Raw genomic sequence first — 24,264 nt, 5'->3', positions numbered from 1 at the left:
ATCGACAGCGGTGGCATTGAAGCCTTCCAACAACTGCCCACGCTGTTCCTGATCCAGCAACGGAATCTCTGCAACCAGCGCCCGTTCATCGGCCGCCATCCCACGCAACATGGCTTCCAGGTAACCCAGGCAACGCTGCATGGTCGACTCGTCGAACAACGCCGTAGCGTATTCCAAAGTGCCGAACAGACGGTCGCCCACCTCGGTCATATCCAGCAGCACGTCAAACTTGGCCGTGCGACTGGTCACCCCGACACCATGCAGGGTCATGTCACCCAGCGCCAGATCGACCTCCTCGGTGTTCTGCCAGGACAACATCGCCTGGAAAATCGGGCTGTGGGACAGACTGCGCTGCGGACGAACCACTTCCACCACCTGCTCGAACGGCAAGTCCTGGTTGGCCTGGGCGGCCAGGGTCTGGCGCTTGACCTGTTGCAGCAAGGTTTCGACGCTCAGCGCCGCCGAGACCTCGACCCGTACCGCCAGGGTGTTGACGAAGAACCCGATCAGGTCCTCCACCTCGGCGCGCAGACGGTTGGCCGCCGGCGTACCGATCACCACATCATCCTGGCCGGACAGGCGGCTCAACACCGCAGCCCAGGCCGCCATGACCGTCATAAACAAGGTGGTGCCCTGCCGCTGGCTCAACGCCTTGAGACCACGGGTCAAGTCGGCATCGAGGGCCAGGCCCAACAGATGCCCGCTGTAGTCCTGCTGCGCCGGACGCGGCCGGTCGCTTGGCAGTGCCAGCAGGACCGGGGCACCGGTCAGGGCCTGTTGCCAGTATTGTCCTTGCTGTTGCAGCACTTCACCGCTCAGCCAGTTGCGCTGCCAAACCGCATAGTCGGCGTACTGCACCGGCAAGGCCGGCAACGGATCCTCCGCCCCCTGGCGGAAGGCCTCGTAGAGCACGCCCAGTTCGCGGGTCAGTACGCCGGCGGACCAGCCGTCGGAGATGATGTGGTGCAAGGTTACCAGCAGCACATGGTCGTCATCGGCCATGCGCACCAGACGCCCGCGCACCAGCGGTCCACGCAGCAGGTCGAAGCTCTCGCGAGCCTCTGCGGCGGCGATGGACAGCAGCTCTTCTTCCGCCTCCGCCTGGCCGGCCAGTACATGCAATTGCAGGTTGAAGCCGATGTCGGCCGGGGCGATACGTTGTTCCGCGTCATGCCCCTGCAGTTGCACAAAGGTGGTACGCAGTGATTCGTGACGGGCAACGATACGATCCAGCGCCCGTTTGAGGGCAATACGATCCAGGGCACCACGCAAACGCAGCCCGGCTGGAATGTGGTAAGCCGAACTACCGCCATCCAGTTGCGCCAGGAACCACAGGCGCTGCTGGGCAAACGACAATGGCAAGGCCTGGTCACGGGATACCGGCACGATCGGCGGCTGGCTGCTGCCGGCGGCTTGCGCCAGCACCTGGGCCAATGCCGCCAGTTCCGGTTGGGCAAAGATATCCGCCAGGCTCAGCTCGACGCCCAGGCGCTGGCGCACCTGGGAAATCAAGCGCATGGCCAGCAGCGAGTGCCCACCCAGATCAAAGAAGTGGTCATGACGCCCCACCTGTTGCAGATTCAGCAGGCTCTGCCAGATCTGCGCCAGGGCCGTCTCGATGGCGCCTTGCGGGGCGACATGCTCGCGGCTGGCAAAGGCATCGTCCGCAGGGGCCGGCAAGGCCTTGCGGTCGAGCTTGCGGTTCGGTGTCAACGGCAAGGCGTCGAGGATCACGAAGGCACTTGGCAGCATGTATTCGGCAAGCTGCGGTGCCAGTTCCGCACGCAAACCGGCAACATCCAGGTTCGCTTCAGGCTTGGCGACTATATAGGCCACCAGGCGTTTTTCTCCCGGATGGTCTTCGCGGGCAATCACCGCTGCTTCCTTGACCCCGGTGCAACCACCGAGGCGTGCCTCGATTTCCCCCAGTTCGATCCGGAAGCCACGGACCTTGACCTGGAAGTCATTGCGGCCCAGGTACTCGATACGACCGTCGGCCATATAGCGGGCCAGGTCGCCCGTTTTGTACATCCGGGCATCAGGGCTGGTGCTGAACGGATCAACGAGGAATCGCTCGGCGTTGACCTGTTCGAGGTTCAGGTAACCCCGGGCCACGCCGTCGCCACCGATAAAGATTTCACCGGCCACGCCGTAGGGCACCGGTTGCTGATGGGCATCGAGCAGATAGATACGGGTGTTGGCCATCGGCTTGCCGATGGTCGCGTTGCCACTGCCTTCGCTACCGGCCACCGCATCGTGGGTGACATAAGCGGCGGTGCAGGACACCGTTGCCTCGGTCGGACCGTAGGTATTGATCAAGCGGGTATGTGCCGGGCGGACTTCATCCCAGAGCTTGAGCTTTTGTGCCGACAGGGCGTCGCCGGTGACGTTGATCAAGCGCACGCCTTCCAGACGTTGCGCGGCAACTTGCGGCTGGCTGTGCCATTCGGCGGCCAGGGTGTGCCAGTGAGCGGCGGTCATATGCAGGAAGGTCGGGCGAATACCGTGATTCTCCGAGCCCTCGCTGCCGAAGATCTCGCGGCTTGGCGCCAGGGTGGCCCCGGCCAGCAGTGCCGGGAAGATTTCCTCCACCGACAGGTCGAAGTTCAGGGTGTTCTGTTGCAGCACGGTGTCTGTCGCAGTCAGGCCGAACAGGCGGGCGGCGTCGACGCTGTAGTTGACCAGGCCACGGTGTTCGATCATCACCCCTTTCGGATTACCGGTGGAACCGGAGGTGTAGATCACGTAAGCCAGGTTGCGCGAGCCAAGGGCCGGCACCACGGGGTTGCCGTCACGCTCGCTGAAGCCCTGGCGCTGATCGTCGTCGAGCAGCACCAGCGGCACGGCCAGTACGGGTAAATGGCTCTGCAATGCATGCTGGGTCAGCAAGGCCGACGGCGTACTGTCCTCGATCATATAGGCCAGGCGCTCGGCCGGATAAGCCGGATCCAGCGGTACATAGGCCGCACCCGCTTTGAGCACACCCAACAAGCCGACCATCATCTCCACACCGCGCTCGACACAGATCGCCACCCGATCGTCCGGGCCGATGCCCAGGCCAATCAGATGATGAGCCAGTCGGTTGGCCTGGCGGTTCAGTTCGCCATAGCTCAGGCGCTGCGCCTGGAACGCCACCGCGATGGCCTCCGGTTGCGCCCGGACCTGATCTTCGAACAGCTGATGAATCGTACTGTCCTGCGGATAAGGTACTTCAGTCGCATTGAGGCCCAGCAGCAAATGCTCACGTTCGCTGGCATCGAGCAACGGCACGCGTTCCAGCACCTGGCTGTCGTCGGCAACCATGGCTTCCAGCAGGCGCTGGAAGTAGCCGAGGTAACGAACCATGGTGCCTTCGTCGAACAGCGCCGTGGCGTATTCCAGCGAACCGAGCAGACGGCCTTGGGCCTCGCCCAGGTCCAGCGAGATATCGAACTTGGCCAGGGTCTGGGTCGAGCCCAGGCCTTCGAGTTGCAGATCGCCCAGGGCGAAGTCGCCACCGCCCATGTCCTGCCAGGTCAACATCGCCTGGAAAACCGGACTGTGAGACAGGCTGCGCACCGGCTTGATCACTTCCACCACTTGTTCGAACGGCAAGTCCTGATGCGCCTGGGCGCCGAGGGTAGCGGTCTTGACCCGCGCCAACAGGGACTCGGTCGTCGGCTGCTCGCTGAGGTCGACACGGATCGCCAGGGTATTGACGAACAGGCCGATCAGCCCTTCGACTTCACTGCGCATGCGGTTGGCCACCGGCGAACCGATCACCACGTCGTCCTGCCCGGCCAGACGGCCCAACAGCGCCGCCCAGGCGCTCATGACGGTCATGTACAAGGTGGTGCCGTGACGCTGGCCGAGGGCCTTGAGGCCACGGGTCAGGTTTTCGTCGAAGGCCACCGGCAGCGCGGCACCGGCATAGTCCTGCTGTGCCGGACGGACCCGATCGGTCGGCAACATCAACAACGCCGGGGCTTCTGCCAGGGCTTGCTGCCAATAACCGCACTGCTTTTGCAGCAGCTCGCCACTGAGCCAACGACGCTGCCACACGGCGTAGTCGAGATAATGCAGTGCCAACGGCGCCAACGGATCGTCCCGGCCCTGGCTGAACGCTTCGTAGAGCGCGGCCAGTTCGCGGGTCAGCACGCTAATCGACCAGCCATCGGAGACGATATGGTGCATGGTCAGCAGCAGGACATGGCGGTCCTCGGCCATGCGGATCAGGCGGCCACGAATCAACGGCCCCTGTTCCAGGTCGAAGGCTTGCACGGCCTCCTCGCTGGCCAGGACCTGGAGTTTCTCCTCGGCCGCCGCCAACCCCTGCAAATCGTGCAACTGCAGGCTGAAGCCGGCATCCGCCGAGGCGATCCGTTGCAGTGGCTGTTCGTCATCGCCCAGGATAAAGGTGGTGCGCAAGCCTTCATGGCGCGCCACGATGCGTTCCAGGGCCCGTTGCAGGGCCACGCGGTCAAGGGTGCCACGCAGGCTGAGACCGGCGGGCATATGGTAGGCCGCACTGGCGCCTTCCATCTGCGCGAGGAACCACAGACGCTGCTGGGCAAAGGACAACGGCCAGGCCTGGTCACGGGCCACCGGCACGATCTCCGGCAGTGTGCTGCGCCCGGCCTGGGCGATCACCTGGGCCAGGGCCATCAGTTCGGGATGGGCAAAGAGTTGCGCCAGGCCCACCTCAACCCCCAGTCGCTGGCGGATCTGCGAAATCAGACGCATCGCCAGCAATGAGTGGCCACCCAGTTCAAAGAACTGGTCATGCCGGCCGACCTGGGGCAGGCCCAGCAGTTCTTGCCAGAGTTGCGCCAGGGCGATTTCGATATCGCCTTCGGGGGCTTCGTAGCCACGGCTGATCACCGCTTGCAGATCCGGCGCCGGCAGGGCCTTGCGGTCCAGCTTGCCGTTCGGGGTCAGCGGCAGTGCTTCGAGCTGCACGTAGGCCGCCGGGACCATGTACTCCGGCAACTGCTCCTGCAGGTGCAGGCGCAGACTGTCGATATCCACCGAAGTGTGCTCGGCGGCCAGGGTGTAATAGGCCACCAGGCGCTTGTCGCCCGGGATATCTTCACGGGCCATGACCACGGCTTCATGGACGGCCGGGTGTTTGGCCAGACGGGCGTCGATCTCGCCCAGTTCGATACGGAAGCCGCGGATCTTCACCTGGTCGTCGTTACGGCCGAGGTATTCGATATTGCCGTCTGGCAGATAGCGGCCGAGGTCGCCGGTGCGATACATCCGTGCCGCCGGGGCCTGACTGAACGGGTCCTGGAGGAAACGCTCGGCAGTCAGGTCGTCGCGGTTCAGGTAACCCCGGGCCACGCCGGCACCACCGATATAGATCTCGCCCGGAACACCCAGCGGGACCGGTTGCTGATGCTCATCCAGCAGGTAGAACCGGGTGTTGCCCACCGGTTTGCCGATATGCGGGGCGAAGCCGTCTTCGCGATTCATCGCTACCCAGCTTGAGTAGGTGGTGGTTTCCGAGGGACCGTAGAGGTTGCACAGGCGTTGGACGCCGGTCTGTTGGAACAGGGTTTCCACCAGGCTGCGCTTGAGGGCTTCGCCGGCGACGTTGATCGTGTGCACTGATTCCGGCACGCCACCGACTTCCAGCAAGGCCTTGAGGGCCGATGGCACGGTGTTGATCAGGCCAATGTCGTGTTCGCCCTGTTGCAGTTCCAGGACGTTTTTCACCACCTCGATGCTGCCGCCCGAAGTCAGGGGCGCAAAGCATTCGTAGACCGCCAGGTCGAAGTTCAGCGAAGTGGCGAACAAGGTCTTGTTCAGCGCCGAGCCGTCAAAAGCGACGTGAGCCCAGGTCAGGAAGTTCACGGTGTTGCGATGTTCGATCATCACGCCTTTAGGCAGGCCGGTCGAACCCGAGGTGTAGATCAGGTAAGCCAGGTGCGCCGAAGTCAGCCCCGGCACTTGCGGATTCCGGACGGATTCGTCCTGCCAGGTGCCCTGGTCGAGATTGATGACCGGCACCGAAATACCCGCCAACAGCTCATGGGTAGCCGAGTGGGCCAGCACCGCCGCCGGGGCACTGTCCTGCAACATATAGGCAATCCGTTCCGCCGGATAAGCCGGGTCCAGCGGTACATAACCGCCACCCGCCTTGAGGATCGCCAGCAAGCCGACGACCATCTCGACCCCACGTTCAACACAGATCCCGACCCGCGAATCCGGCTGCACACCCCGCTTGCGCAACGCATGGGCCAAACGGTTGGCCTGTTCGTTAAGCTCGCGATAGCTCAGGCGCTTCCCGCCATGCACCACCGCCAAAGCATCCGGCGTACGCGCCACCTGCTCCTCGAACAACCCATGCACGGTCTGCGCCTGCGGATAATCCAGCGCAGTATCGTTGAAGCCCACCAGCAACAGCTCACGCTCATCGTCCGGGAGGATCGACAGGCTGTTCAGCGCTGCCTGCGGCCGCTGTTCCAGTGCTTCCACCAGGCTCGCCAGGGCAGCCTGCATATAACCGCCGACCCGCGCGGCACCGATCTGCCCGACGGCCTGGGTGGTGAGCATGAAGTCATCGCCCAGGTCATCGACGTTCAGGCACAACGGATAGTTGGTGCGCTCTTCCATGCTCAGGGTCTGGATACCCTGCCAGGCCGACAGCGCTTCGGACGAAGCCACACCGCTGGCACTGTGACGGTAGTTCAGCAGCGTGCTGAACAGCGGCAACGAACTCGGCACGCCACTACAACGCTGGGCCAGGGACAACGAAGCATGCTCGTGGCCGAGCAGGGTCGACAGCCGCCCGTGGGTCACCTTGACCCCGGCCAATGCACCCTGGGCTCCGACGCTCAGGCGCAGCGGCAGGGTATTGATAAACATCCCAAGGGCCCGGTCGGTGCCCTCGCCGCCTTGCATGCGGCCCATCAGCACGGTGCCGAAGACCACTTCCTCACGACCCGAGACCCGGCCCACCACCTGGGCCCAGGCCAGGTGCACCAGGCTCGCGGCACTGACCCCCAGTTGCCGCGCGCTGCTGCGCAGGCGCTGGCTCAAACCGCTGTCAAGCACCTGGCGGATTTCGTCGACACCACTGCCGTCGCCTTGTACATCCTGGATGCCATAAGGCAGCGTCGGCTCGTCGATATCGCCGAGCATCTCGCGAAAAAACCCTTCATGTTCCTGTTGGCTGACGCCCAAGCGGGCCTGGGCCACATGGTTGCGGTACGGCACCGGCGCCGGCAATTGCCCGCCCAGGCCTTGCAGGCTGGCCTGCATTTCCTGCACCACCACTTCCAGCGCGGTGTGATCCAGGGCCATGTGATGGAACAACAACATCCCGACCCAGCGCTGGTTGGCCAGGTCCTGTGCGTAGGCAATGCGCATCAGCGGCGCCTGGCCGATATCCAGGCGGTAATGGCGCGGGTCGAAGCGTTCGTGCAGGTGTTCCAGCACGTCACCCGCCGCCGGATCGACCGCCACTTCTTCCAGACTCAGTTGCGCGGTGCGCCAGACCACCTGCACCGGCTGGTCCAATCCCTCCCAGACCACACTGGTACGCAGGATGTCATGGCGATCGACCACGCTCTGCAAGGCCTCGGCGAAACCACCCAGGCGCTCGCGATTGTCGAAGGCGAACAGCACCTGCAGGACATAGGGGTCACCCTCGTGGGCTGCCAGGTGGTGATAAAGAATCCCCTCCTGCAACGGCGCCAGGGCGTAGATATCCTGCACATTGGCCACACCGCCCGGAACGCTGGCGACAATGCGATCGATGGCCGCCTGATCCAGATCGGCCAGGGGCAGCATGTCCGGGGTAATACGCTCACAGCCCGGAGCGATCAGGTTGTCCGGTATCCGCACTTCCTGATGCCCGCCCACCGCCGCGGCCAGGGCCGCCAGGGTCGGCTGGCTGAACAGCACCCGCACATCGGCGGCCAGGCCGACCTGGCGCATGCGCTCGATCAGTTTCACCGCCAGCAGCGAATGCCCGCCCAGTTCAAAGAAGTGGTCATGGCGACCGACCTGCTCCAGTTGCAGCAAGGATTGCCAGATCTGCGCGATGGCGATTTCCACTGCACCTTCAGGCGCCGCGTAGTCACGTCGTACCAGGGCTTGCTCATCCGGCGCCGGCAGGGCCTTGCGATTCAGTTTACCGTTGGTGGTCAGCGGGAAGGCTTCCAGGGCTACGAAGGCACTTGGCACCATATAGTCCGCCAGGGACAGCAACAGCTGCGCACGCAACTCGGCGGCAACCACCTCCTGGCCCGGCGCGGCGATCACATAGGCCACCAGGCGTTTATCCCCCGGCTCGTCTTCACGGGCCAGCACCACCGCCTCGCGGACGCCTTCGCAAGCAGCCAGCGCCGCTTCGATTTCACCCAGTTCGATACGGAAACCACGGATCTTCACCTGGTCGTCATTGCGGCCCAGGTAATCGAGGCTGCCATCGGCCATCCAGCGACCCAGGTCGCCGGTCTTGTACAAGCGCGCCAGGGGCTCCTTGCTGAACGGGTTCGCCAGGAAACGCTCGGCGGTCAGTTCGGCACGGTTCAGATACCCCCGGGCCACCCCGGCACCGCCGACATACAGCTCGCCGACCACGCCTACCGGCACCGGCTCGCGACGGCTGTCGAGCACATACAATTGCAAATCGGGAATCCGTACGCCGATAGGGCTGACGCCCGCCCGCTGCGCATCCGCCGCCACCAATGGGCAGTAGGTCACATGCACCGTGGTTTCGGTGATGCCGTACATGTTCACCAATTGGGTGCCGGCGTTGGCCACCCGGGCGTACCACGGCTTGAGCATCCCGGTCTCCAGGGCTTCGCCACCGAAAATCACCTGGCGCAGGGAATGGCGCAGATCGCTCTCGCCCTGGGCGTTGAGCAACTGGCGGAAGGCGCTCGGGGTCTGGTTGAGCACCGTTACCCCGGCCTTGCACAGCAGTGCGTAGCAGTCTTCTGGTGAACGGCTGACCAGTTGTGGCACCACCAGCAAACGCCCGCCGTGCAGCAGCGCGCCCCAGATTTCCCAGACCGAGAAGTCGAAGGCGAACGAGTGGAACAAGGCCCAGACATCCTGCTCATTGAACTCGAACCAGCTCTGGGTCGCCGAGAACAGCCGCGCGACGTTGCGGTGCTCGACCATCACGCCCTTGGGCAGGCCGGTAGAACCGGAGGTGTAGATCACATAGGCCAGGTGATGCGGGCTGAGCCCGCTGACCCGTGGATTGCTGCTCGACTGGGCCTGCAGCGCCGGGCTGCGTAGATCGACCCGTGGACCGTCGAAGGTGCCCAGCAGCGCCAGGCCGGCGGCATCGGCCAATACCGCCACGGGAGCACTGTCCTGCAACTGGTAGGCGATACGCTCGGCCGGATAGGCCGGGTCGATCGGCACGTAGCCGGCACCCGCCTTGAGGATACCCAACAGCCCGACAATCATCTCCAGGCCGCGTTCGACACAGATCGCCACCCGGTCATCCGGACGCACGCCCAGGGTCAGCAAATGATGGGCGACCTGGTTGGCGCGGGCGTTCAGCTCAGCGTAGGTCAGCGTGCGCCCTTCATACTGCAGGGCCACGGCTTCCGGTTGCGCCACCACCCAGGCTTCGAAGGTTCGGTGGATCAAGGCGTCATCGGAATACAGCGCATGAGGAGTGTTCCAGCTTTCCAGCAATTGCTGGCGTTCGCCCGGCGGCAGGATATTGATCGCGCCCAGGGCCGTGTCCGGCGCCTGCTCCAGGGCCTGCACCAGGTTTTCCAGGGCGCAGTGCATATAGCCGCAGACCCGCTCGGCACCGATCTGCCCTTCGGCCATGACGGTCAGGTTGAAACCTTCACCCAGATCGTCCACCGACAAGGTCAGCGGGTAGTTGGTGCGTTCTTCGCCGTCCAGCGCCTGGATACCTTCCCAGGCGGCCAACGCCTGGTCGGTCACGTTGGTATCGCCGATCTGCCGATAGTTGAGCAAGGAACTGAACAGCGGCGTCGAAGCGGCCACGCCGCTGCAGCGTTGCGCCAGTACCAGCGACGCGTGTTCATGGGCCAGCAGCCCGCTGAGTCGGGCATGGGTGGCCTTCAGACCACTGCGCACGCCCTGCTCTCCCAGGGCCACCCGCAGCGGCAAGGTATTGATGAACATGCCCAGGGCCCGATCGGCCCCGGCGCCGCCTTGCAGGCGACCGAGCAAGACGGTGCCGAAGACCACATCGTCCTTGTCCGACACCACGCCCAGTACACGACCCCAGGCCAGGTGATAGAGGCTCGCGGCACTGACCCCGAGCTGACGGGCCTGCAAGCGCAGGCGACGGCTCAGGTCGTCGTCCACACGTTGCCGCACTTCCTCGATCGCATGACCGTCACCCTGCACATCCTGCAGGCCGAACGGCAGCGTCGGTTCCTCGATATCGCCGAGCATGTCGCGGAAGAACGCTTCGTGTTCCTCGCGGCTGACACCCAGCCAGGCCTGGGCCACGTAGTTGCGATACGGCACGGACGGCGGCAGCTCGGCCTGGCGGTCGAGCATATGCGCCTCGATTTCGCCGCAGAGAATGCGCAGCGAGGTGGCGTCGTCCACCAGGTGATGGAACAGCAGCATGCCGACCCAGCGCTTATTCGCCGGGTCCTGGGCATAACCGATGCGCATCATCGGCGCCTGGCGAATATCCAGGCGGGTATGACGTGGATCGAGGCGTTCACGCAGTTGTTCGACCACTTCACCGTTCGCCGGGTCCAGCTCAAGCTGTTCAAGACCCAGGGTCGCTTCGCGCCAGACCACTTGCACCGGCGCATCGAGGCTTTCCCAGAATACCGAGGTACGCAGGATATCGTGTCGCGCCACCACGCCTTGCAGGGCCTGGGCGAAACTGTGCAGACGCTCGAGACTGTCGAAGGCGAACATCGCATATTGCAGGTACGGGTCACCTTGGGCCGCGGCCAGGTGGTGATACAGAATCCCCTCCTGCAACGGCGCCAGGGCGTAGATATCCTGCACATTGGCCAGGCCGCCAGGCACGCCGGCGACCACGCGGTCGATATCGTCCTGGCTCAGGGACACCAGCGGCAGCATGTCCGGGGTGATGCGCTCACAACCCTTGGTGATGAGGTTGGCCGGGACCTCGACCTCATGCTTGCCACCCACCGCGGCCGCCAGGGCGGACAGGGTCGGCTGGCCGAACAGCACACGGACATCGGCACTGAGGTTGACCTGGCGCATGCGCTCGATCAGTTTCACCGCCAGCAGCGAGTGGCCGCCCAGTTCGAAGAAGTGGTCATGGCGACCGACCTGATCCAGTTGCAACAGCTCCTGCCAGATCCGCGCAATGGCGATCTCGGTGTCACCTTCAGGGGCCTCGTAGCCACGGCTGGCCACCGCCGAGCGATCCGGGGCCGGCAGGGCCTTGCGGTCGAGTTTGCCGTTGGCGGTCAGCGGGAAGCTTTCCAGGCTGACAAAGGCGCTTGGCAGCATGTATTCGGCCAGGGACTGGCGCAGTTGCTCACGCAGTTGCGCGGCGTCCAGCTCAACCCCCGCAGCGCCGATGACATAAGCCACCAGGCGTTTGTCGCCGGGTTCGTCTTCGCGCACCAGCACCAGCGCATCCCGCACGCCCTCGCAGGCACCAAGCCGCGCTTCGATCTCGCCCAGTTCGATGCGGAAACCGCGAATCTTCACCTGCTCGTCGTTACGACCGAGGTATTCCAGGCTGCCGTCGGCCAGCCAGCGACCCAGGTCACCGGTGCGGTACATGCGCGCATTCGCCTCGCGGCTGAACGGGTTGTCGAGGAAACGCTCGGCACTCAGTTCGGCACGGTTCAGGTAGCCCCGGGCAACCCCGGCGCCACCGACATACAGCTCGCCGACCACGCCCACCGGTACTGGCTCGCGACGGTCATCGAGGACATACAGCTGCAAGTCGGGAATGCGCTTGCCGATCGGGCTGGCGCCCAGGCGCTGGGCGTCTTCGGCCTGCAACGGGTAATAGGTCACGTGCACCGTGGTTTCGGTGATGCCGTACATGTTCACCAGCTGTGTAGCGGCGTTCAGGTCCCGGGCGTACCAGGGCTTGAGCAGAGCGGTGTCCAGCGCCTCGCCGCCGAAAATCACCTGGCGCAACGAGTGTGGCTGGCCGTTTTCACCCTGGGCAGCGATCAGTTGGCGGAAGGCGCTCGGGGTCTGGTTGAGTACCGTGACCCCGGTGCTGCACAGCAGCGCGTAGCAATCCTCAGGCGAACGGCTGACCAGTTGCGGCACGATCAGTAAACGACCGCCATGCAGCAGCGCGCCCCAGATTTCCCAGACCGAGAAGTCGAACGCGAACGAGTGGAACAGTGCCCAGACATCCTGCTCATTGAAGCCGAACCATTCTTCGGTGGCCGAGAACAGCCGCGCAACGTTGCGATGTTCAACCATCACGCCCTTGGGCAAGCCGGTGGAACCGGAGGTGTAGATCACATAAGCCAGATGCGCGGCCGTCAGCCCTGGCACCTGCGGATTACGGACGGATTCGTCCTGCAGATCCGCATCGTCGAGATTGATAACGGGCACCTGTACCGTCGGCAAGGCTTCCTGCACCGAGTGTTGGCTAAGCAACGCCACCGGGGCGCTGTCGCCAAGGGTGTAGGCCAGGCGTTCGCGGGGATAGGCCGGGTCCAGCGGGACATAACCGGCGCCGGACTTGAGGATCCCGAGCAAGCCGATAATCATCGCCGGGCCACGTTCGACGCAGATCGCCACCCGATCATTCGGCCGCACGCCCAGGGCCAGCAGGCGATGGGCAACCTGGTTGGCGCGGGCGTTGAGTTCGCCGTAGCTCAGGCTTTCATCCTGGTACACCAGCGCCACGGCCTCCGGCCGTTCTTCGGCACGGGCTTCGAACTGCTGATGGATCAATGCCTCGGCGGCATAGTCCTGGCCGGACTGATTCCAGTCTTCGAGCAACTGCTCACGCTCGGCCGGCGGCAATATCGACACTGCGTGCAACGGCGTCTGTGGCGCCTGTTCCAGGGCCTGGACCAACCCGTCCAGGGCCGTCTGCAAGTAACCGCAAACACGCTGCGCGCCAATGGTCGCGGCCACCAGCGTGGTGAAGTAGAAGCCGTCGCCCAGATCATCGACGTTGACGGTCAACGGATAGTTGGTCCGCTCTTCGCCCGCCAGGGCCTGCATGCCTTGCCAGGCGCTCTGGCCTTGCTCGGTCACCCCCGTGCTGCTGTGGCGGTAGTTGAGCAATGCGCTGAACAACGGGGCCGGTGCAACCACGCCGCTGCAACGCTGGGCCAGGGCCAGGGAGGCGTGCTCATGCCCGAGCAAGGCGGTCAGCCGTGCATGGGTCGCCTTGACCCCTTCACGGACTTCCCGCTCACCCAGGTCAACCCGCAGCGGCAAGGTATTGATAAACATCCCCAGGGCCCGTTCGGCGCCCTCGCCGGCCTGCATCCGGCCGAACAGCACGGTGCCGAACACCACCTGCTCACGCCCGCTGACCCGCCCCAGGACCTGGGCAAACGCCAGGTGTACCAGGCTCGCGGCACTGACCCCGAACTGACGGGCCTGGACCCGCAGGCGCTGGCTCAAACCGGCGTCCAGGGCCAGATGGGCCTGTTCGATGGCATGGCCATCGCCCTGCACATCCTGCAGGCCGAACGGCAGCGTCGGCTCGTCGATATCGCCGAGCATGTCCTTGAAGAACGCCTCGTGGGCCTGCTCGCTGCCCCCCAGGCGAGCCTGGGCGACATAGTTGCGATAGGGCACGGAGACGCCCAGTTGATCGGTCTGGCCCAGCAGCCAGGCCTGCATTTCCTGCTTCACCTGGTCCAGCGCGGTATGGTCGAGGACCATATGGTGGAACAGCAAGGTCGCCAGCCAGCGCTGGTTGGCCGTATCCAGGGCGAAGACCAGGCGCAGCATCGGTGCCTGGCGGACATCCAGGCGTACCTGGCGCGGGTCGAAAAGCCCCTGCAACTGCTCGGCGATATCGCCGACACGGGGATCCAGATGGACCTCCTCGATGCTCAACTCGGCATGGCGCCAGACCACCTGCAACGGCTCGTCGAGGCTTTCCCAGTGCATGGAGGTGCGCAGGATGTCATGCCGGTCGATAACCGCTTGCAGCGCCTGGGCGAAATCGTTCAGGCGGGCGCGGCTGTCAAAGGCGAACTGCGATTGCAGCACATAGGGGTCGCCCTGCTCGGCGCTCAGGTGGTGGTAGAGAATGCCTTCCTGCAACGGTGCCAGCGGGTAGATATCCTGCACGTTCGCCGCACCACCGGGCACCGTGGCCACGACGCGGTCGAGGGTGGCCTGGTCCAGGCTGATCAGCGGCAGCATGTCGGGGGTGATGCGCCGGCAGTCCGCGGCAATCCCGTTGGCCGGAACCGCCAGGTCGCTGACCGCGCCCACCGACGCCGCCAGGGAGGCCAGGGTCGGTTGACCGAACAGCACGCGGACATCCGCCGCCAGGCCGACCTGGCGCATGCGCCCGATCAGGTTGACCGCCAGCAGCGAGTGGCCGCCGAGCTCGAAGAAATGGTCATGCCGACCGACGCGCTCGACCTTGAGCACATCGGCCCACAGCCGCGCCAGGGTGATTTCGATATCGCCCTGGGGCGCTTCGTAGCCACGGCTGACCAGGGCCGTCAGATCCGGCGCCGGCAGTGCCCGACGGTCGATCTTGCCGTTGGCGGTCAGCGGAAAACTGTCCAGGGCGACATAGGCCGACGGCACCATGTAGTCCGGCAGTTGCGTTTGCAGGTAGGCGCGCAGGGTTTCGATTTCCAGCGTCGCGTCAGCCGAGCTGTAATAGGCCACCAGACGCTTGTCGCCGGGGTGGTCTTCGCGGGCCAGAACCACAGCCTCCTGGATCTCAGGGTGGCTGGCCAGGCGGGTTTCGATTTCCCCCAGTTCGATACGCAGGCCACGGATCTTCACCTGGTCGTCGTTACGCCCCAGGTAGTCGAGATTGCCGTCGACCAGCCAGCGCGCCAGGTCGCCGGTCTTGTACATCCGCGCCTCGGGTTCGCTGCTGAACGGGTCCTTGAGGAAGCGTTCGGCGGTCAGTGCCGCGCGGTTCAGGTAACCACGGGCCACGCTCGCGCCACCGATATAGAGTTCACCGGGCACGCCCAGCGGCACCGGACGCAGTTGTTCGTCGAGCAGATAGACCCGGGTATTGGCCACCGGTTTGCCGATATGCAGCGTCGCGGCGTGTTCGTCGATCAACCCGGAAGTCGCCACCACCGTGGTTTCGGTCGGGCCATAGTTGTTGATCAGGGCGAAGCGCTGGCCCTGGGGGAACTGCCGCAGGCGGTCGCCGCCGATCAGCAGGGTGCGCAGGGTCGGGTGCTGCAACGACTGGCTGAAGGCATATTCGGCAATCGGCGTCGGCAGGAAGCTGACGTCCAGGGGCTGCGCCAGCCACCAGGCCAGCAGGCCGTCGACATCTTCACTGCCGGCAGAAGCCGGCGGCAGGTGCAAGGTAGCGCCGACACACAGCGCCGGCCAGACTTCCCAGGCCATCGCGTCGAAGCCGAAGCCGGCGACACTGGAGGTCTGGCTGCCTGCTTCCAGGGCGAACGCCTGGCAGTGCCAGCTCACCAGATTGGACAGTTGACGGTGCTCGACCATCACGCCCTTCGGCTCACCGGTGGAGCCCGAGGTGTAGATCACATAAGCCAGGCTGGACGGTGTGGCGATATCCGGGTTGCTCTGCGGTTGCGCGTCGACACCCGCGGCGCTGCGGGATTCGGCGTCGAGCAGCAGCACCGGCACGTCCAGCACCGGCAGGCGTTCAAGCAGCTCGGCCTGGGTCAGCAGCACCCGTGGGGCGCTGTCGCGCAGCAGGTAGGCCAGGCGTTCCGCCGGGTGCGACGGATCGATCGGCACATAACCGGCGCCGGACTTGAGGATCGCCACCAGGCCGACCAGCATCTCGAGGCTGCGCCCCGCACTGATGGCGACGCGGTCATCAGGCTGTACGCCAAGGCCGCGCAGATGATGGGCCAGCTGGTTGGCCTGGCGATTCAGCTCGACATAGCTCAGGCCCTGGCCTTCATGGACCACCGCGAGGGCGTCGGGAGTCGCGAGAACCTGGGCTTCGAACTGCCGGGCAATGGTCAGGCCGGCGGGATAAGGCGCGGTGCTGCGGTTGAAGTCTTCCAGCAGCAGTTGGCGTTCGGCGGCCGGGACGACCGACAGCGCGGACAGCGGCGTCAGCGGCGCCTGCTCCAGGGCGTCGGCCAGATTGACCAGGGCCGTGTGCATGTAGTCGCAGATCCGTTGCGCGCCGATCGCCTCCGGAGCCAGGACACTCAGGGCGAAGTCTTCACCCAGGTCATCCACCGACAGGGTCAGCGGGTAGTTGCTGCGCTCCTCGCTGCCGAGGATCTCGATGCCTTGCCAGGCCTGCACGGCCTGTTCGGTAACCTGCTCCGAGGCACTGTGCCGGTAGTTGAGCAGGCCGCTGAACAGTGGTGTCGGTGCGGCTACGCCGCTGCAACGCTGGGCCAGGGCCAGGGAGGCATATTCATGGCCGAGCAGCGCGGTCAGCCGCGCGTGGGTCGCCTTGACCCCGGCGCGTACGCCCTCCTCACCCACGGCAACCCGCAACGGCAAGGTGTTGATAAACATCCCCAGCGCCCGCTCGGAACCTTCGCCGCCCTGCATCCGGCCCATCAAGACGGTGCCGAAGACCACGTCCGACTTGCCCGACAGCGCCCCCATCACCCGCGCCCAGGCCAGGTGGTGCAGGCTGGCGGCGCTCACCCCCAACTGCCGGGCACGGGTCCTCAGGCGCAGGCTCAAGCTCGACGCCAGGACCTGCGAGGCTTCCTCGATCTGCTGGCCTTCGCCCTGCACTTCGCGCAGGCCGAACGGTAGCGTCGGTTCGTCGACATCCCCCAGCATGTCGCGGAAGAACACCTCGTGTTCCTCGCGGCTCAGGCCCAGGCGCGCCTGGGCCACATAGTTGCGATACGGCACCGGGCTGCCGAGCTGCTCGGCCTGCCCGAGCAGATACGCCTGGATTTCATGGCGGACCACTTCCAGGGTCGTATGGTCCAGGGCCATATGATGGAAGCGCAACATCGCCACCCAGCGCTGCCGGGCTTCATCCCGGGCAAACACCAGTTGCATCAGCGGCGCAAGGGTGACGTCCAGGCGCGAATGACGGCTGTCGAAACGCTCCTTGAGCTGGCCGGCGGCGTCACCGGCCCCAGAGTCCAGCTCCACGGCTTCGCATTGCAACCGAGCCTGGCGCCAGACCACCTGGACCGGCTCGTCCAGGCCTTCCCAGAGCACAGAGGTGCGCAGGGTGTCATGGCGGTCGATGACCTGTTGCAGCGCCTGGGCAAAATCGTCCAGCCGCTGACGCTCCTGCACCGTGAACATCATGTGCAGGACATAGGGGTCGCCGTCCACGGCTGACAGATGGTGGTAGAGAATGCCTTCCTGCAACGGCGCCAGCGGATAGATATCCTGCACGTTCGCCACGCCACCCGGCACGCTGGCGACAATACGGTCGATAGCGGCCTGGTCGAGATTGGCCAGCGGCAGCATATCCGGGGTGATACGCTCGCACCCTTCGCCAATCAGGTTGGCCGGCACGCTGATTTCACGGCCCCCGCCCACGGCGGCGGCCAGTGCGGCCAGGGTCGGCTGGCCGAACAGCACCTGGACATCGGCGCTCAGACCCGCTTGGCGCATGCGCCCGATCAGGCTGACCGCCAGCAACGAGTGGCCGCCCAGTTCGAAGAAGTGATCATGACGCCCCACCTGCTCGACCTTGAGCAAGTCGGCCCAGATCTGCGCCAAGGCGATTTCGGTTTCGCCTTGAGGGGCTTCGTAGCCACGACGGGCCAACGCATCGCTGTCCGGGGCCGGCAAGGCCTTGCGGTCCAGCTTGCCGTTGGGGGTCAACGGCAGCTTCTCCAGAACAACGTAGATACCCGGGACCATGTACTCCGGCAGCTTCTCCCGCAGATGCTGACGCAGGCTGTCGATCTCCACCGAGGTGTACCCGGTGGCCAGGGTGTAATAAGCCACCAGGCGTTTATCGCCCGGGATGTCTTCACGAGCGGTGACCACCGCTTCATGGACCGCCGGGTGTTTGGCCAGACGGGCGTCGATCTCGCCCAGTTCAATACGGAAGCCGCGGATTTTCACCTGGTCGTCGTTACGGCCGAGGTATTCGATATTGCCGTCCGCCAGGTAGCGACCCAGGTCGCCGGTGCGGTACATGCGGGCATTCGGCGTGCTTGCGAACGGGTCCTGGAGGAAGCGTTCGGCGGTGAGGTCGTCGCGGTTCAGGTAACCCCGGGCCACGCCGGCACCACCGATATAGATCTCGCCCGGAACACCCAGCGGGACCGGTTGCTGATGCTCATCCAGCAGGTAGAACTGGGTGTTGCCCACCGGTTTGCCGATATGCGGGGCGAAACCGTCTTCGCGGTCCATCGACACCCAGCTTGAGTAGGTGGTGGTTTCCGACGGGCCGTAGAGGTTGCAAAGACGTTGGACGCCAGTTTTTTCGAACAGGGATTCAACCAGGCTGCGCTTCAGCGCCTCACCGGCAACGTTGACCGTGTGCACCGACTCCGGCAAGCCATCCACTTCCAGCAAGGTCTTGAGGGCCGACGGTACGGTGTTGATCAGGCCGATATCGTGTTCGCCGTGTTGCAGTTCCAGGACGTTTTTCACCACCTCGATGCTGCCGCCGGAGGTCAAGGGCGCGAAGCACTCATAGACCGCCAGGTCGAAGTTCAGCGAGGTCGAGAACAACGTCTTATCCAACGCCGAACCCGATCCCTGTAGGAGCGAGCTTGCTCGCGATGGCGATGTTGGATTCACCGCCGTCATCGCCGGCAAGCCCGCTCCCACAGAGGTTGCGCCCGCATTGAAAGCGGCGTGGGCCCAGGTCAGGAAGTTCACGGTGTTGCGGTGTTCGATCATCACGCCTTTAGGCAGGCCGGTCGAACCCGAGGTGTAGATCAGATAGGCCAGATGCGCCGAAGTCAGCCCCGGCACCTGCGGACTCTGGACGGATTCGTCCTGCCAGGTGTCCTGGTCGAGATTGATCACGGGCACCGAAACACCCGCCAACAGATACTGGGTAGCCGCCTGAGCCAGCACCGCCGCCGGAGCACTGTCCTGCAACATGTAGGCAATCCGCTCCGCCGGATAAGCCGGGTCCAACGGCACATAACCGCCACCCGCCTTGAGAATCGCCAGCAAGCCGACGACCATCTCGGCCCCGCGATCGACACAGATCCCGACCCGTGAATCCGGCTGCACGCCCTGTTTACGCAGGGCGTGTGCCAAGCGGTTGGCTTGCTCGTTCAGTTCGCGGTAAGTCAGGCGGCGCCCGCCATGCACCACTGCCAGGGCATCCGGAGTACGCTGCACCTGCGCCTCGAACAAACCATGAACGGTCTGCGCCTGCGGATACTCCAGTGCCGTGTCGTTGAATCCCACCAGCAACTGCTCACGCTCGCTGGCCGGCAGGATCGACAGGCCTTGCAACGACGCTTGCGGCGTCTGCTCCAGAGCCTCCACCAAATGCTCCAGCGTCGTGTGCATATAGCCGCAAACCCGCTGCGCACCGATCGACGAGGCCACCAGGGCAGTCAGGTTGAAACCGTCGCCCAGGTCGTCGACGTTCAAGGTCAGCGGGTAGTTGGTGCGCTCTTCGCCACTGAGGGCATGGATACCGTGCCAGGCCTGTACGGCCCGCTCGGAAACACTGCCGACGGCGCTATGCCGGTAGTTGAGCAAGGCGCTGAACAATGGCGTCGGCGCGGCCACGCCGCTGCAACGTTGGGCCAATGCCAGGGACGCGTGTTCGTGGCCCAGCAACGCGGTCAACCGCGCGTGGGTCGCCTTGACCCCGGCGCGTACACCCTGCCCGCCCACGGCAACCCGTAGCGGCAAGGTATTGATAAACATCCCCAGTGCCCGGTCGGCACCCTCGCCGCCCTGCATCCGGCCCATCAACACAGTGCCGAACACCACATCCCGGCGCCCCGACACCTTGCCCAGTACCTGGGCCCAGGCCAGGTGCACCAGGCTGGCGACACTCACCCCCAACTGCCGGGCCTGAGCCCGCAGGCGCTGGTCCAACTGCGCATCCAGCGCCTGGACCGCTTCCTCGATATCGCTGCCATCACCCTGTACATCCTGCAAACCGAACGGCAGGGTCGGTTCCTCCACCTCACCGAGCATGTCGCGGAAAAACGCTTCATGATCGGCCGGGCTGACACCCAGGCGCGCCTGGGCCACATAGTTGCGATATGGCACCGGCGCCGACAAGGCCTCGGTCTCACCGAGCAGCCAGGCCTGCATTTCATGCTGCACCACTTCCATCGCCATATGGTCCAGGGCCATATGGTGGAACAGCAGCATCGCGGTGATCCGCTGGTTGAGCGGATCTTCGGCATAGGCCAGACGCATCAGCGGTGCCTCGCTCACGTCCAGGCGGTAGTGACGCGGATCGAAGCGGCTGTGCAGTTGCGCACCGATATCGCCGGCGGCCGGGTCGAGTTCAAGCGCGTCAAGGTGCAGGCGCGCCTGGCGCCAGACCACCTGCACAGGTGAATCCAGGCCCTCCCAGACCACCCCGGTACGCAGGATGTCATGGCGGTCGATCACCATCTGCAAGGCCTGGACAAAGGCGCCCAGACGCTCGTGATTGTCAAAGGCAAACTGGGTCTGCAACACGTAGGGGTCGCCGGCCCGGGCCGCCAGGTGGTGATAGAGAATCCCCTCCTGCAACGGCGCCAGCGGGTAGATATCCTGCACATTGGCAGTCCCGCCCGGCACCGTCGCCACCACCTGGTCGATCTGGGCCTGGGTCAGGTTGGCCAGCGGCAGCAGGCCCGGGGTGATCCGCTCGCAACCGTCGACAATCAGGTTGGCCGGTACGCTGATTTCACGACCGCCACCGACGGCAGCGGCCAGCGCCGCCAGGGTCGGCTGGCTGAACAGCACGCGCACGTCGGCACTCAGGCCCAATTGACGCATGCGCTCGATCAGGCTCACCGCCAGCAGCGAGTGCCCACCGAGTTCGAAGAAGTGGTCATGGCGTCCGACCCGTTCGACTTTCAGCAACTCGGACCACAGTCGCGCCAGGGTGATTTCCAGCTCGCCCTCGGGGGCCTGGAACTCGCGACTGGCATAGGCGTCGGCGTCCGGTGCCGGCAAGGCCCGGCGATCCAGCTTGCCGTTGGCGGTCAGCGGGAACGACTCGAGGACGACAAAGGCACTGGGTACCATATATTCGGCCAGGGACGCCGCCAGCTCGCGACGCAGCTCCGGCACCGACAAGCTGCTGTCGGCCTCGGCAATCAGGTAGGCCACCAGACGTTTATGTCCGGGCTCATCCTGACGGGCCAGCACCACGGCTTCCTTGACGCCCGGGCAATCGGCCAGGCGAGCTTCGATCTCGCCCAGTTCGATACGGAAACCACGAATTTTCACCTGGTCGTCGTTACGCCCCAGGTACTCGACAACCCCGTCCGCGGTCCAGCGCGCCAGGTCGCCGGTGCGGTACAGCAGTGCTCCGGCCTCGGCGTTGAACGGGTCGGCGATGAATTGCGTGGCGGTCAGCTCCGGGCGGTTCAAATAGCCCTTGGCCACGCCCTGTCCACCGATATACAGCTCGCCGGCCACACCCACGGCCACCGGTTGGCGCAAGGCATCGAGGACATACACCTGGCTGTTGCCGATCGGCCGGCCGATGGGAATACCACCGTTGCCCACCGAAGTAATTTCATAAGTCGTGGAAAAGGTGGTGGCCTCGGTTGGACCGTAGCCGTTGAGCAGATGCTGCGGCGCGCCCTCTTCCAATACCCGGGCGATCACCGCCGGGTCCAGCACGTCGCCGCCGACGATCAGGTAGCGCAAGCGGCCAAAGGCTTCCATCAGGCCGTCGGCATATTGATGGAACAGGCCGGCGGTCATCCACAGCACGCTGACCGACCGTGCCAGCAACAGCGCGCGGAACTCGTCCAGGGACAGCAACACCGACTGCTCCACCACAACCACGCAACCGCCATTGAGCAGTGGTGCCCAGACGTCCAGGGTGCTGGCGTCAAAGGACGGGTTGGAAGCGAAGGCTACGCGGTCATCGGCGTTGAAATCGGCATAACCGTTGTTGATCACCAGGCGGCTGACGGCCCGGTGCGGCACCAGTACCCCTTTGGGCGTGCCGGTGGAGCCGGAGGTGTACATGATATAGGCCACCGACTCGGAGGACCCGGCCAGTGTCGGGTTCGGTACATCGGCGTCCAGTTCCAGGGTGTCCAGATCGACCCGCTGGATACCTTCGGGCACCGCGCTGCCGCTCAGGGTCAGGACCTGCCGCGCCGCGCTGTCATTCAGCATGAAGGCCTGGCGTTCCGCCGGCGCATTGATATCCAGCGGCACATAGGCCGCGCCGCACTTGATAATCGCCAGTTGGCCGGCCAGCAGGTCGAAGGAGCGGGCCAGCAGCAACGCCACCCGTTCGCCCGGCTGTACGCCGAGGCCGATCAGGTGGCGGGCCAGGCCATTGGCGCGACTGTTGAGTTGCTGGTAGGTCAGGCTCTGGCCATCCTGGACGGCAGCCACTGCGTCGGGCCGCACCGCCACTTGCAGTTCGAACAGGGCCTGCAGGCTGCTGTGCCGCGGATAGTCGCGCGCCGTGGCATTGAAGCCGTGCAGTACTTGCTGGCGCTCGGCCAGCGGAAGGATTTCCAGGTGCTGCAAGGGTGTCTGTGGCTGTTGCTCCAAAGCCTCGACCAACCCACCGAGGGCCGCCAGCATATAGTTGCCGACGCGCTGCGCACCGATCTCCGCCAGGGCCTGGACCGCCAGGCTGAAGTCTTCGCCCAGGTCGTCCACCGACAGGGTGATCGGATAGGTGCTCTGTTCTTCACCGCCGAGGCTGTGCAAACCGGCCCAGGCCTGCAGGGTCTCGGCCGAAGCCTGCGACTCGGCGGCGCTATGGCGGTAGTTGAGCAGCGAACTGAACAACGGCGCCGGCGCGGCCACGCCGCTGCAACGCTGGGCCAGGGCCAGGGAGGCGTGCTCGTGGCCGAGCAAGGCGGTCAGGCGCGCGTGGGTGGTCTTGACCCCTTCACGGACCCCGTGCCCCTCGAGTTTCACCCGCAACGGCAAGGTGTTGATAAACATGCCCAGGGCTCGATCGGCGCCCTCGCCGCCCTGCATCCGGCCCATCAGCACGGTGCCGAAGACCACATCGGACTTGCCCGAAACGGCGCCCACCACCCGCGCCCACGCCAGGTGATGCAGGCTCGCGGCGCTGACCCCCAGCTGCCGGGCCTGGGCCCGCAGGCGCAGGCTCAAATCGGCGGCGACCGGCACACGGACCTCTTCGATCAGCGGATGGCTGCCCGGGATTTCGACCACGCCAAACGGCAGCGTCGGTTCATCGACGTCCGCCAGCATGTCACGGAAAAAACCTTCATGGGCATCGGCCCCGGCCCCCAGCCGGACCTGCGCCACATAGTTGCGATACGGCACCGCCTCGGGCAAGGCATGGCCTTCGCCGAGCAGGTAGGCCTGCATCTCGACCTGCACCAGCTCCAGCGCGGCATGGTCGATGGCGATGTGATGGAACAACAGGATCGCCACCCAGCGCGCATTGGCCCGGTCCTCGGCGCAGACCAGGCGCATCAGCGGGGCCTGGCGCAGGTCGAGGCGGTAATGCCGGGAATCGTAGCGTTCGCGCAACTGGGTTTCGATATCCCCGTCGGCGGCTGCCAGTTCAAGCTCATCCACCGCCAGGGTGGCGTCGCGCAGCACCACCTGCACCGGCTCGTCGAGACCCTCCCAGACCATGGCGGTGCGCAGGATATCGTGACGCTCGATCACCGCTTGCAGGGCCTGGGCGAAATCGTCGAGGCGTTCGCGGTTATCGGCGCCGAACAGCGCCCGCAGCACATAGGGGTCACCCTGCCCGGCGGCCAGGTGATGATAGAGAATGCCTTCCTGCAGGGGCGCCAGCGGGTAGATATCCTGGACATTGCCGGCACCACCGGGCACCGCGTCGACGATACGGTCGATCGCCTCCTGGCTGAGGTCGGCCAGCGGCAGCATGTCCGCGGTAATCCGGAAGGCCGGGCTCAACCAGTCCCCGCCGTTTCGAGCCACCAGCTTGAGCAGTTCCGCCTTATGCACGCCGAGACTGTCGAGCACGGCGCTGTCAAGGCCCTCATCGTCACCGAGAATCACCAGATCGTCTTCTTCCTGTTGAAGACGGATCGCGTGCGTGGAAAGAACTGCCATCAATTCGCTGAAGTGCAT

At 65.0% G+C, this 24,264-nt stretch carries 1 protein-coding gene; it reads right to left on the bottom strand.

All coding sequences use genetic code 11. The annotated features are described in order from the left end of the window. A partial coding sequence (locus M5C01_RS32370; protein WP_248764460.1) for a non-ribosomal peptide synthase/polyketide synthase occupies positions 1-24,264 on the bottom strand: 24,264 nt, incomplete at its 3' end.

Source organism: Pseudomonas sp. MWU12-2319 (assembly GCF_023242525.1).
GTDB lineage: Bacteria > Pseudomonadota > Gammaproteobacteria > Pseudomonadales > Pseudomonadaceae > Aquipseudomonas > Aquipseudomonas gingeri_D.
Note: the sequence above shows the minus strand (reverse complement) of the source record. Positions and strands in the feature narration are given on the sequence as shown.